Source organism: Acidimicrobiales bacterium (assembly GCA_036273495.1).
Classification (GTDB): domain Bacteria; phylum Actinomycetota; class Acidimicrobiia; order Acidimicrobiales; family JAJPHE01; genus DASSEU01.
In genome coordinates this window covers 1-12,280 of the sequence record DASUHN010000133.1, presented here as the reverse complement: position 1 = coordinate 12,280, position 12,280 = coordinate 1, and the positions used below count along the sequence as shown (strand labels likewise).

The 12,280-nt window shown below is 72.0% G+C and carries 13 protein-coding genes; 5 read left to right on the top strand and 8 right to left on the bottom strand.

From position 1 onward, the window contains the following. On the top strand, nt 1–849 hold an 849-nt coding region (locus VFW24_05765; protein HEX5266260.1), incomplete at its 5' end, for an acyl-CoA dehydrogenase family protein. 7 nt (nt 850–856) lie between these two features. After that, complete coding sequence (locus VFW24_05760) at nt 857–1,543, top strand: mechanosensitive ion channel domain-containing protein (GenBank protein ID HEX5266259.1); 687 nt, start codon at nt 857–859, stop codon at nt 1,541–1,543. Here VFW24_05760 and VFW24_05755 read toward each other — a convergent pair. The 4 genes from VFW24_05755 to VFW24_05740 are packed head-to-tail and all read right to left on the bottom strand — an operon-like array spanning nt 1,482 to nt 5,604. Further along, a complete protein-coding gene (locus tag VFW24_05755) occupies nt 1,482–1,994 on the bottom strand; it encodes a hypothetical protein (GenBank protein HEX5266258.1) in 513 nt (170 codons plus the stop codon). The two genes, VFW24_05760 and VFW24_05755, sit on opposite strands and share 62 nt — an antisense overlap. A 44-nt stretch (nt 1,995–2,038) precedes the next feature. Continuing rightward, a complete protein-coding gene (gene cimA / locus VFW24_05750) occupies nt 2,039–3,649 on the bottom strand; it encodes a citramalate synthase (protein ID HEX5266257.1) in 1,611 nt (536 codons plus the stop codon). Nucleotides 3,650–3,668: 19 nt separating this feature from the next. After that, a complete protein-coding gene (locus VFW24_05745) occupies nt 3,669–4,592 on the bottom strand; it encodes a branched-chain amino acid transaminase (GenBank protein HEX5266256.1) in 924 nt (307 codons plus the stop codon). Nucleotide 4,593: 1 nt separating this feature from the next. Then, nucleotides 4,594–5,604 (bottom strand): 3-isopropylmalate dehydrogenase, encoded by a 1,011-nt coding sequence (locus VFW24_05740; GenBank protein ID HEX5266255.1) that lies wholly within the window; start codon nt 5,602–5,604, stop codon nt 4,594–4,596. A gap of 244 nt (nt 5,605–5,848) precedes the next feature. Between VFW24_05740 and greA the strand changes: the two genes are divergently transcribed. Continuing rightward, the gene (gene greA / locus VFW24_05735) at nt 5,849–6,322 is read left to right on the top strand and encodes a transcription elongation factor GreA (GenBank protein ID HEX5266254.1); all 474 of its coding nucleotides are present in this window, start codon (nt 5,849–5,851) and stop codon (nt 6,320–6,322) included. A gap of 82 nt (nt 6,323–6,404) precedes the next feature. On the opposite strand, the gene VFW24_05730 is transcribed toward greA, so the two are convergent. Further along, entirely contained in the window at nt 6,405–7,130 is a 726-nt protein-coding gene (locus VFW24_05730; protein ID HEX5266253.1) for a helix-turn-helix domain-containing protein, read from the bottom strand. A gap of 24 nt (nt 7,131–7,154) precedes the next feature. Here VFW24_05730 and leuC point away from each other — a divergent pair, with 24 nt between their 5' ends. After that, nucleotides 7,155–8,588 (top strand): 3-isopropylmalate dehydratase large subunit, encoded by a 1,434-nt coding sequence (leuC, locus tag VFW24_05725; GenBank protein HEX5266252.1) that lies wholly within the window; start codon nt 7,155–7,157, stop codon nt 8,586–8,588. A gap of 13 nt (nt 8,589–8,601) precedes the next feature. Next, complete coding sequence (gene leuD, locus VFW24_05720; GenBank protein ID HEX5266251.1) at nt 8,602–9,192, top strand: 3-isopropylmalate dehydratase small subunit; 591 nt, start codon at nt 8,602–8,604, stop codon at nt 9,190–9,192. A 6-nt stretch (nt 9,193–9,198) separates the two neighbouring features. Here leuD and VFW24_05715 read toward each other — a convergent pair whose 3' ends face one another. Genes VFW24_05715 through VFW24_05705 form a run of 3 tightly spaced genes read right to left on the bottom strand, consistent with a single transcriptional unit; the run spans nt 9,199 to nt 12,163 of the window. Next, nucleotides 9,199–9,795, bottom strand: coding sequence for a hypothetical protein (locus tag VFW24_05715; GenBank protein ID HEX5266250.1), 597 nt, complete (start codon nt 9,793–9,795; stop codon nt 9,199–9,201). Continuing rightward, nucleotides 9,792–11,174 (bottom strand): MCE family protein, encoded by a 1,383-nt coding sequence (locus tag VFW24_05710; protein ID HEX5266249.1) that lies wholly within the window; start codon nt 11,172–11,174, stop codon nt 9,792–9,794. The genes VFW24_05715 and VFW24_05710 overlap by 4 nt, the downstream gene beginning before the upstream one ends. Then, nucleotides 11,171–12,163, bottom strand: coding sequence for an MlaD family protein (locus VFW24_05705; GenBank protein ID HEX5266248.1), 993 nt, complete (start codon nt 12,161–12,163; stop codon nt 11,171–11,173). The genes VFW24_05710 and VFW24_05705 overlap by 4 nt, the downstream gene beginning before the upstream one ends. Nucleotides 12,164–12,280: the final 117 nt, after the last annotated feature.

The window sequence follows — 12,280 nt, the reverse complement described above, 5'->3', positions numbered from 1 at the left end:
CAGCTCTTCTCCGAGCCCGGCGCCGGGTCGGACGTGGCCAGTCTGTCGACGCGGGCCATCCGGGACGGGGAGGAGTGGCTCGTCAACGGGCAGAAGGTCTGGACCACTCTGGCCCACCGCGCCCGGTGGGGGATGTTGGTGGCCCGCACCGATGCCGAGGTGCCCAAGCACCGGGGCCTCACCTACTTCGTGGTCGACATGCACGGCCCCGGTGTGGAGGTGCGCCCGCTCCGGCAGATGACGGGAGAGGCGGAGTTCAACGAGGTGTACTTCACCGACGTGCGGATCCCGGACGCCGAGCGCCTCGGTGACGTGGGCGCCGGATGGCACGTGGCCCTCACCACCCTGATGAACGAGCGGGTCTCGATCGGAGGAGCCGTGACGCCGCGCGGCGGCGGTTTCATCGGGGAGGCGGTCCGGCTCTGGAAGGAGAAGGGCCACAGTGACCCGGCCCGGCGCGACGAGCTGATGAAGCTGTGGGCGGAGGCCGAGACGGTACGGCTCACCAACATCCGGGCCTCCCAGGCCCGCAAGCTGGGCACGCCCGGTCCCGAGGGTTCGACCGCCAAGCTGGCCTACGCCGAGCTCAACAAAAAGATCACCGCCTTCTGCATCGACCTGTTGGGACCGGCCGGGATGCTGTACGGGTCCTACGCCATGGTCCGGCCCGAGGACGCCGGCGGCTACGGGCGCGACATTGACAAGATGTTCCTCCGGGCCCGGGCCAATTCCATCGAGGGGGGCACCTCCGAGGTCATGCGCAACATCCTCGGGGAGCGGGTGCTGGGGTTGCCGGGGGACGTCCGCGTGGACAAGGACCGCCCCTGGTCCGAGGTACCCCACAGCTGACGCACCGGTGCTCGGCCATCCCCAGCTGAGCCGGATGCGGCTGGGCCGGACCCTGCTGTTCACTGCCGGCGCGGTGGTGGCTCTGAGTCTCGGCACCACCCTCGGCGACGTCCACGGCCACCTCCTGCGCCAGAAGCTGTTCGCGTGGATCGGGGCGGCGGCCTTCCTCGCCTTCGCCGTGCTCGCCGTGCGCTCGGTAACGGCGGAGGTCTCCCGCGTCGTGACCCCCCGGGCGGGCACCTCGGCGGCGTCGGCCCTCGGCGTGCTGGTCACCTTCGTCGGCTACGTCGTGGCTGTGTTCGTCGGCCTGGACATCCTGGCCGTACAGGTCCAGCACCTCCTGGTCGGAGGGGCGCTCACCGGCGTGGTCCTCGGCATCGCCCTACAGCAGGTCCTCGGCAACGTGTTCGCCGGGCTGGTGCTGCTGTTCGTCCGCCCGTTCGCCGTGGGGGACCACATCTTCATCCGCTCGGGATCGCTGAACGGGCCTTTGGACGGGGTGGTGACGGGGATCGGGCTGACCTACGTGACCTTGGAGAGTGACGGGCTGCCGCTCAACATCCCCAACTCCGCCATGCTGGCCTCGGCCGTCGGACCGTGGCGTGGGGACGCCGCCCAGCGGGCGGAGACCGCTAGCCCTCCGTCATCAGCTCCCGCCACGGACCCAGGCGCTCCCGTACCTGGGCCGGAGTGAGCCGCAGCGTCGCCTCGGGCACCCGGTCGGCAATCCATCTCGTCTGCCAGTAGTGGTGACCGGCCCCGGCAAAGATCTCCCGGCGGGCTGCGACGAGGTCCTCGGGACCGTCCCCGAGGAAGCCGAAGAGGGTGAAGGCCAGCTCCAGATCTGCGATGACGGGCGCCCGCCCGAACAGAGCGGCGCGCTTGAGCGCCACCGCCACCCCGCCGGCCATGGCGTCGTGCTCGGACTCCCCGGGTGCCAGCTCCAGCCGGCCCGAGAAGCGCCGGGCCAGCAGCAGCCCGTAGCCCTGGTCGGGACCGGGGTTCCCGAGGCCCCGTCCCTCCGCCCGAGCCCCCGGGCGCGCGTCGCCGGGACGGTCCGGCTTCCAGCGCCGGGGCGCGGGGAGGCGCTCGACGGGACGGACCTCGTCGGTCGCTCGGACCGGCACGTACTCGGGCTGGGGCACGCTGCTCTTCTCCCGGCTGGGCCTGGGCGTCGCTGTCCCGGGGGCTACTCCGGGGTGTGGAGGAGACCGTAGACGATCGAGTCCACCAGGGCCCACCACGACGCCTCGATGATGTTCTCGGACACCCCGATGCTCGACCAGGCCCGGTCACCGTTGGTGCTGTCGAGCAGCACCCGGGTCACCGCCCCGGTTCCCTTGCTCGTGTCGAGGACACGCACGCGGTAGTCGGTGAGGTGCACCCGCGTCAGCGACGGGTAGCGGTCCCCCACCGCCTGGCGCAGGGCGCCGTCGAGGGCATTGACGGGTCCGTTGCCCTCGGCGGTCGCAACGATGCGCTCGTCACCGACCCACACCTTGATGGTGGCCTCGGTGATGACCTCGCCGTCGTCGCCGAGGGCGCCGCTGGCGTCGACGCTGCGGTGCTCGGTGATGACCCGGAAGGACTCGAGGCGGAAGAAGTCCTGCTTCCAGCCGGTGGAGCGGCGCATCAGCAGCTCGAGGGACCCGTCGGCCGCCTCGAAGTGGTAGCCGCGGTGCTCCAGCTCCTTGAGGGTCTCGAGGACGTCCCCGAGGGCGGCGCCCTCGAGGTCGAGGCCCAGCTCCTCGGCCTTGAGCAGCAGGGTCGACCGCCCCGCCATCTCCGAGACCACGAACCGGGTGCCGTTCCCGACCGAATCCGGGGGGACGTGCTCGTAGGCGTCCCGGCTGCGGGCGATGGCGCTGGTGTGCAGGCCGGCCTTGTGGGCGAAGGCCGACGTCCCGACATAGGGCTGCTGGGGGTTGGGGCTGACGTTGACCAGCTCGGCGATGTGGTGGGACACCGCGGTCAGGCGCTCGATCCGCTCCGGCTCGATGGTCCGCACCCCCATCTTGAGCGACAGGTTCGGGATGGCCGCCGACAGGTCGGCGTTGCCCGTGCGTTCCCCGTAGCCGTTGATGCAACCCTGCACCTGGGTGGCGCCCATCCGCACCCCGGTCAGGGTGTTGGCCACCGCGCAGCCCCCGTCGTTGTGGAAGTGGACCCCGACCTGGGCGGTCGCCCGGGGAACGATCTCGGTCAGGATGGCCTCGACCTCGTGGGGCAGGGTGCCGCCGTTGGTGTCGCACAGCACCAGCGCCTCGGCCCCCGCCTCCTCGGCGGCCCGGAGGATCAGCGACGCGTACTCGTGGTTGCGCTTGTAGCCGTCGAAGAAATGCTCGGCGTCGAAGAAGACGCGCAGACCACGTCCGTGCAGGTACGAGATGGAGTCGGCCACCATCCGCACCCCCTCGTCGAGGGTCGTGCGTAGGGCGTCGGTGACGTGGTAGTCCCACGATTTGCCCACCAGGCACACCGCCGGGGTGCCCGCCTCCAGCAGGTTGCGGAGGGTCTCGTCCTCCTCCGCCTTGGCGCCGGCCCGCCGGGTGGAGCCGAAGGCGACCAGCGTCGAGGTGTGCAGCCGGAGCTCCTCCGGGGCCCGCCGGAAGAACTCGGCGTCCTTGGGGTTGGCCCCGGGCCAGCCGCCCTCGATGTAGGCCACCCCGAGGTGGTCGAGCTGCTCGGCCACCCGGAGCTTGTCGTCCACGGACAGGGACAGGCCCTCCTGCTGGCTGCCGTCGCGGAGCGTGGTGTCGTAGACGTCGACCGAGCCGGGCAGCTCGAGGCCGGCCCCCACGACGGGAGCGTGGGCGTGCCTACCGGACATGTTCGACCCAGTCCTTGTAGCGGTCGACCTCTCCTCTGACGGCGTCGAAGTACACCTCCTGCACCTTGCGCGTCACCGGTCCCGGCTCCCCGCTTCCCACCGTGCGGTCGTCGACCGAGCGGATCGGCACCACTTCGGCGGCCGTGCCCGACAGGAACGCCTCGTCGGCGGTGTAGAGGTCGGAGCGGAGGATGTTGGCGGACTCGACCTCGTAGCCGAGGTCCCGGGCGATGGTCAGGACCGACGCCTGGGTGATGCCCTCGAGGGCACCGGCGGCGACCGGGGGCGTGATGAGCCTTCCGTCGCGCACGATGAACAGGTTCTCCCCGGTGCACTCGCTGACGTAGCCCTGGGGGGACAGGAGGATGGCCTCGTCGTAGCCGGCCTTCAGCGCCTCGACCTTGGCCAGGCACGAGTTGATGTACATGCCGGTGCCCTTGGCCGCCGGGGGCACGGCGTTGGGGTCGTGACGCTGCCACGAGCTGATCTTCATCCGGACGCCCGTGGTCAGGCTCTCTTCCCCCAGGTAGGCGCCCCACGGCCACACCGCGATGGCCACGTTCACCTGGCACGGCAGCGGATTGAGCCCCATCTCCCCGTAGCCGAGGAAGGCGATGGGCCGGATGTAGCACGACTCCAGGCCGTTGACCCGCACCGTTTCCTTGGTGGCCTCGATCAGGGCCTCGGGCGCGAAGGGGATGTCGATGAGGAAGATCTTGGCCGAGGTGTACAGGCGCCGGATGTGGTCGGTGAGGCGGAAAACCGCCGGGCCCTGGGACGTCGAGTAGGCGCGGATGCCCTCGAACACACCGAGGCCGTAGTGCAGGGAGTGGGTGAGGACGTGGACGTTGGCCTGGTCCCAGTCGACCAGCTTTCCGTCCATCCACACCTTGTCGGCCTTGGTGATCGGCATCTCAGACCCTTTCTGCGACGAGGTCGCCTATCTCGGTGGTCGTGCCACCCGCCCTCACGCTGCGGGCGGACTCGAGCACGGCCTTGGTGATCCGGGCGCCCGCGTCGTGCTCACCAAAGTGGTCGAGCATCAGCGCCGCCGAGCGGATGGCCGCCAGGGGGTTGGCCCGGCCCGTGCCCACGATGTCGTGGGCGGCGCCGTGCACGGGCTCGAACAGCGACGGCCCGGTGCGGGCCGGGTTGAGGTTGGCCGAGGCGGCCAGCCCGATCCCCCCGGAGACGGCGCCGGCCAGGTCGGTCAGGATGTCTCCGAACAGGTTGTCGGTGACCACCACGTCGTAGCGTCCCGGAGCCTCGACGAGGTAGATGCACGCCGCGTCGACGTGGTTGTAGGCCGTGGCCACGTCCGCGTATTCGGTGGCGACGGCATCGAAGCTGCGCTGCCACAGGTCGCCGGCAAAGGTCAAGACGTTGGTCTTGTGCACCAGGGTCAGATGGTGGCGGGGCCGGCTCCGGGCCAGCTCGAAGGCGAAGCGGACGCAGCGCTCCACCCCGAAGCGGGTGTTAACCGACCCCTGGGTGGCGACCTCGTGGGGCGTCCCCTTGCGGAGGAAGCCGCCCTCCCCCGCGTAGGTGCCCTCTGTGTTCTCCCGCACCACTGCCAGGTCGACCTCGCCCCCTGGCCCGGTGCCGTTGAAGGGACGGAGGTTGACATAGAGGTCGAGCTCGAAGCGCAACCGCAGCAGCAGGCCCCGCTCCAGAGCGCCCGGGGGGACGGCGGTGCTCCCGATGGGCGGGCCGACCGCCCCCAGCAGGATGGCGTCGAAGGCCCGGAGCTCGTCCAGCACGGCGTCGGGCAGCACCTCTCCCGTACGCACGTAGCGGTCGGCCCCCAGGTCGTAGTCCACCGTGTCTAGGTCCACGCCGGCGGCGGCCACCACTTTGAGCGCCTCGGCCAGGACCTCGGGGCCGATCCCGTCCCCGCCGATCACCGCCACCTCGTAGCTGCCCACTGCTCTCTCCCTGGCCCTGCGGGGCCGTCCCGTACCTTCCTGCCGGCAAATGAAAAGCCGCCCACCAAGTGGACGGCCGAAGGCGCACACCGGAAGTCGGCGTGCGCTACACGATGACGATTACCTGGATGGAGGCGCTGCGCATCGCCTCCAGTGTCGCCGTCCGAGACGGATTCGTCAACTACGCCACGCAAATCAGACGGTCCGGCACCGGCCGTTTTCCCACGCCGGTAGCTTGGACCGGGTGAGCGAGACCCACCTCACCCAGTCCACCTACGAGCGGCTCCGGGCGGAGCTGGAGGACCTCACCACCCGGGGGCGGGTGGAGGTGGCCCGCCGCATCGAGGCCGCCCGGGCCCTCGGCGACCTGTCCGAAAACGGGGACTACCACGCCGCCAAGGACGACCAGGGGAAGATGGAGGCCCGGGTCCGCCAACTGGAGGCCACCCTCCGCTCGGCGGTCGTCGTCGACCAGGCTGCTGTCGTCACCTCCTCCACCGTGGGCGCCGGCACGGTCGTCTCCCTCCGCTACGAGGGGGACGACGACGTCGAGCGCTACCTGATCGGCTCCATCGAGGAGCGTCACGACGAGCTGTCCGTCATCACCCCCGACTCCCCCCTCGGCCAGGCCCTGCTCGGCCGGTCGGCCGGGGAGACCGTCCAGTACGAGGCCCCCAGCGGGACGCTCAAGGTCGAGATCGTCAAGGTCGGCGGTTAGCCCTCCGGGCTAGCGAGTACGGCCGCCGGCGGGGCTGGGGCCCCGCCTGGCGGAGGAACCGGGGCGCAGGGGACCCGGCGGGCTACCGAGTACGGCCGCCGGCGGGGCTCGGGCCCCGCCTGGCGGAGGGGCCGGGGCGCAGGGGACCCGGCGGGCTAGCGAGCACGGCCTCCTCGACCCGCCGGGCCGCCGCCATCACCGCCTCGGCGTAGCGCCGGCCCGGGCTCCGGCTCGTCCGCTCCAACGGCCCCGACACCGATACGGCCGCCACCACTCCCCCCGCCTCCGAGCGCACCGGGGCGCTCACCGAGGCGACCCCCCGCTCCCGCTCCTCGACGCTCTGCGCCCACCCGCGCCGCCGGGCCCCGTCCTCGTCCCGCAGCACCGCCCCCGCCGACCCGCGGTCCATCGGCAGCACCGCCCCCACCGGGACGATCGTGCGCAGGCTGTGAGGGGACTCGAGCGCCAGCACGCAGACCCGCTGCTCCCCGCGGGGCAGGTACAGCTGCACGCTCTCCCCCGTGCCGCCTCGCAGGTCCTCGAGGGCGGGGCGGGCCACTTCCGCCAGCGCGGGGCCCGCCAGCGCCGCCGCTCCCAGCCGGGCCAGCCCACCCCCGAGGGCAAAGCCGCCTTCTCCCCTCCCCACCCACCCCAGCCCTTCCATCGCCACCAGCAGGCGGTGGGCCGTGGCCCGGGGCAGGCCGGTGACCTCCATCAGCGCCGTCAGCGGGCGGGGCCCGCCCGCGAGGGCCTCGAGCAGGGCGGCGGCCTTGTCGAGGACCCCCACCCCGCTTAGACTCTGTTCCATGACATGGGATCTTACTCCCACGATGTGGGAGTCGAAGCCTGGGAGCCGGGCATGAGCTCGGCCTGCACCCTCTCCGAGAAGGTATGGGACCGCCACGTGGTCCACGCCGCCGAGGGTGAGCCCGACGTCCTCTACATCGACCTCCACCTGGTCCACGAGGTCACCTCGCCGCAGGCCTTCGACGGCCTGCGCATGGCGGGGCGCGAGGTGCGCCGCCCCGACCTCACCGTGGCCACGGCGGACCACAACGTCCCCACCACCGACATCGACAAGCCGGTGGCCGATCCCGTCTCCGCCCGCCAGCTCGAGGTGCTGGCCGCCAACTGCGCCGAGTTCGGCATCACCGTCTACCCGATGGGCCACGCCCGCCAGGGCATCGTCCACGTCATGGGACCCGAGCTGGGCCTCACCCAGCCGGGCATGACTGTGGTCTGCGGGGACAGCCACACCTCGACCCACGGCGCCTTCGGGGCCCTGGCGTTCGGGATCGGAACCAGCGAGGTCGAGCACGTCCTCGCCACCCAGACCCTGCCCCAGCGCCGCCCCGGGACCATGGCGGTGACCGTGGAGGGGGAGCTGCCCGCGGGCGTGACCGCCAAGGACGTCATCCTCGCCGTCATCGGCCGCATCGGCACCGGGGGCGGCATGGGCTACGTCATCGAGTACCGGGGCTCGGCCATCCGCTCCCTGTCCATGGAGGGGCGGATGACGGTGTGCAACATGAGCATCGAAGGCGGGGCGCGCGCCGGGATGATCGCCCCCGACGACACCACGTTCGCCTACCTGGAGGGCCGTCCCTACGCCCCGTCGGGCCGGGCGTGGGAGCAGGCCCTCGAGGACTGGAGGTCGCTGGCCACCGACGCCGGCGCGCCGTTCGACAAGGAGGTCGTGCTCGACGCCGCCGCCCTGGTTCCCCATGTCTCGTGGGGCACCAATCCGGGCCAGGTCGTGCCGATCAACGGCGCCGTGCCCGATCCCGACTCGTTCCTGGAGCCCTCGGAGCGGGAGGCGGCGGCACGGGCGCTGGCCTACATGGGCCTGGCCGCCGGCACCGCCATCCGCGACATCCCCGTCGACACGGTGTTCATCGGATCGTGCACCAACTCGCGCATCGAGGACCTGAGGGCGGCCGCCGCCGTGCTCCAGGGGCGCAGCGTGCGCGCCGGCATGCGGGCCCTGGTCGTCCCCGGCTCCCGCCAGGTCAAGGCGCAGGCTGAGGCCGAGGGGCTCGACCGGGTCTTCGCGGCGGCGGGCTTCGAGTGGCGGGAGGCGGGCTGCTCGATGTGCCGGGCCATGACCCCCGACAAGCTCGCGCCCGGGGAGCGGTGCGCGTCGACGTCGAACCGCAACTTCGAGGGCCGCCAGGGGCGGGGGGGCCGGACCCACCTGGTGTCTCCGGCCGTGGCGGCGGCCACGGCGGTGACCGGCCACTTTTCCGTGCCGTCGGACCTGGGCTGAAGGAGACCGTCACATGGAAGCCGTCAAGGTGCTCCAGGGAAAGGCCGTACCGCTCGACCGCTCGGACGTGGACACCGACCAGATCATCCCGAGCGACTGGCTCAAGCGGGTGGAGCGGACCGGGTTCGGGGCCGGGCTGTTCGCCGAGTGGCGGGACGAGCGCGACTTCGTGCTGAACCGTCCCGAGCACGCCGGGGCGGTGTTCCTCGTGGCCGGGCCCAACTTCGGCACCGGCTCGTCGCGGGAGCATGCGGTGTGGGCGTTGATGGACTACGGGTTCAAGGCGGTGATCTCGCCCCGGTTCGGGGACATATTCCGCACCAACTGCACCAAGGCCGGCCTGGTGCCGGTGCAGGTCGACGGGGAGACGGGCCGGGCCCTGCTCGACGCCGTCACCGCCAACCCCGACCTCGAGCTGATGGTCGATGTCGAGCGCCTGGTGGTGGCTGCACCCGCAGTCGGTATCGAGGCGTCCTTCCCCCTCGACGAGTTCACCCAGTACCGGTTGCTCAACGGCCTCGACGACATCGGTCTCACCCTCCGCCACGAAGCCGACATCACCGCCTTCGAATCCCGCCGGCCGGCGTGGGCGCCGAGCCTGTAGCGGCTCCTACCCCCCGGGCGTGGCCCCCGGAGTCGTGCCCGACCCGATGGTCGTGACCTGGGCCACCTTCCACTGGCCGTCGACCTTGGACAGGTCTACCTCGACCCGCAGCGTGTCCGAGCGCACGGCCGGGCTCTTGTTGTTGCGGAAGGTCTGGTCGACCTCGGCGAAGAAGCTGGACGCGTCACCGGAGTAGGACTGGATCCACAGGTGCTGGATGTGCCCCTGGGTCTGCACCTGGGCCGCGATCAGCTGACTGCGCAGGTTGGGAGCCAGGGTCTGGCGGGCCTGGGTGGCGAACTTCCCGGTGGCCATCCGCTGCATCTGGGAGAAGTCGGACTCGAGGGTCTTGGGCCCGAAGTTGGTGAGGTCGAGAAGGAACTCCGACGCCGTGTTGCGCGCCGCGGCCTGGTCGGACGCCGCGCTCCGGTCGTGGCCCCACATGACGCCGAAGGCGATCGAGCCGCCGAGGCCGGCCAGGGCCACCCCCGAAACCAGCCCCAGGAGGATGCCGGTCCGGCCCAGGGCCGGCGCCTTCGATGCGGCCGGGTCGGCATCCCCCGCCCGGGGGCGCTCCTCGGCCAGGACTTCGGTCTCGGTCACGGTCCCATCCTGTCCCGGTTCCGTCCCCGCCGGACGCGCCGCACCGGATCGGCGGGAGCGGCCAGGCGCGCGAACCAGCCCAGCCCCCCGGCGAGGACCGCTCCGAGGACCATGAGCCACTCCGACGACCCCGTCGGCCCGCCGGGGCCCGTCCCGGCGGGTACCCGGAATGCCGCCGTCTCCCCGGCCGGGTCGGGCTGCCCGCCCCTCACGACCGAGGCCGCAGCAGGCGGGGGGACGACGGCGCCGCCCGGTCCGGGCGGGGACGGGTGGGCCTGGGTGGCGGGGCCGACGCCGTTGCCCAGCTCGGTCTGGCATCCCGCCCCCGGGCGCGTCGTCGGCAGGCTCTTCGGGGCTGAGTACTGGCTGGCCGCCGGCTGCGCCGGAGGGAACAGCAGGCGGGTCCGCAGCCAGTACTGGCCGCTGCGGGCCGGATCCCCGGGATAGAGGCTGGCGGCCGGGCCGGGCCGGCTGACCCCGTCCACGGCGCCGAAGAAGTAGTTGTTGGTCAGCAGGCTGGTGTTGAGGTTGGACAGGTTGGCGGGCTGGGCAAGGTTGACGGTCAGCTCCGAGAAGTCGTGGATCAGGCACGCCAGGTTCGGCAGCTCGGTCGTGCCGATGGTCAGGAGGTCCTGAGCGGCGGTGGAACCCTGCCCGATGGCGTTGGCCAGCTCGGTGCGGCGGTCAGCCAGAACCTGGAGGAGCACGGCGGTGTTGGCGAGGGCGGCCTGCAGCTGGGGTCCGGACGCGCTCACGGCGTCGAGCACGGGCGGGGCGTTGCTGAGCAGCTGCTCGAACTGGGTCTGGTAGGCGAGGAACTCCTGGGCAAAGGTCCGGCCGGCGTCGTTGATCGTGCGGAGGTCCGCGCCCCGCCCCTGCAGCGCCAGCGCCAGCTCGTGGAGCACGGAGTTGAGATCCCCCGGCGGGATGGCGTCGAACAGCTGGGTGGCCACCTGGACCAGGCGCCCCACGCTGGCCGGCAGGCCGTTGGGGTTGACCGGTACAACGGCCCCGTCGTGCAGGGCCGGGGCCCGGCCGCCGCGGGCGGGCACCAGGTCGATCTGCTGCTCGCCGAGGGCGTTGGCCAGGTCCACCGATGCCACGACGTCACCCGGCACCTTCACCCCGGGATCGAGGCGGAGCACGACCCTGACCCCGTGGGCCGCCAGCTGGACGTCGCTGACGACCCCGACGTCGACGCCGTCCAACGTGACGTCGAACCCGGAGTGGAGACCGGAGGCGTCCGGGAATACGGCCGAGATCTCGGTGTGGCTCCGCAGCGGGTTGCCGAGCAGGTTGACGATCCCGAGCACGACCAGGACCACGGCGATCGTGAGGAACACGACCAGGTTCACGAGCATGGGCCGGGTCAGCCTCATGGCCCGCAGCTCCCTGCCGGGGTGCTGTCGCTGCCGCCGGCAGGCACGCCGCAGACGACGATGTCGTCGAGCACCTGGACGAACCGCCCGACCACGGCCTTGGAGACCGACACGTTGTGGCCCTTGAGGTAGACGAGAAGCTGGCCGAGAGCGTCCTGCTCGGCGGCGATGGCATGGGTGGCGGCGGCCACGCCGGTGAGCTGGACCCCGATCTGGGGCAGGTAGGTCTCGAGGAGGCTGCGGCCCTGGACCGACAGGCTGTTGAGGGCCGTCAACAGGTCGTTGAAGCGCTGGGATTGCTGGGCCAGGATCGTCGTCGTCCGGGCCAGATTGCCCACCGCCTGGGCCGAGGCGGCGGCGTCGGGCGCGGTGGCCGACGACAGCTGGTCCAGCGAGGCGATCAGCGACCGGATGGTGCCCGACTGCCCGGCGTAGGCGGTGCTGATCGCGTCGAGGTCTCCGAGGAGGCGGTGCAGCGACGCCGCCTGGTCTCCGAGGCCCTGCCCGCCCGCCTGCACCAGGGCGCCGAAGGCGCTGGCGCTTATCGGGGCGAACACCTGGGTCCCCCCCTTCACCAGCTGCTCCAGGTCCGGCACCACCTTGGTGTCCCGGATCTGCGTCCCGTCGGCCAGCAGCGGGCCCGACGAACCGACGCCGGCGGCGGGCACCAGGCTGACCACCCGCTCCCCCAGGATCGTCGTGCGCTGCACCTCCGCCGTCACCTGGACGGGCACGTCGGCGGAGCGGTCGATGGCCATGCGCACCCGCGCCTCCAGCCCCGACACCGTCGGGACCAGTGTGATCTGCCGCACCGATCCGATGTTGATGTCGGCCATCTGCACGGGCGCCCCCACCGCCAGGTCGGAGACGTCGGGGAAGTTGGCGTAGGCGGTGAGCGTCGCGGCCCCCCCACACCCGCCGAGGCCGGCGCCCACCGTCACCGCGGCCACCACCCCGAGGACGGCGCGGACCAGGAGCCGCCTCACCATCTCAGCACCCCGAACTGGACCAGATAGCGGGACACCGCAGCCGCTCCCGCCGGTCCTCCGTCGAGGGCGGCCCGCTCCGCGGTCGAGAGCCCGGGGATCTGGGCCAGTCCGGCGTCG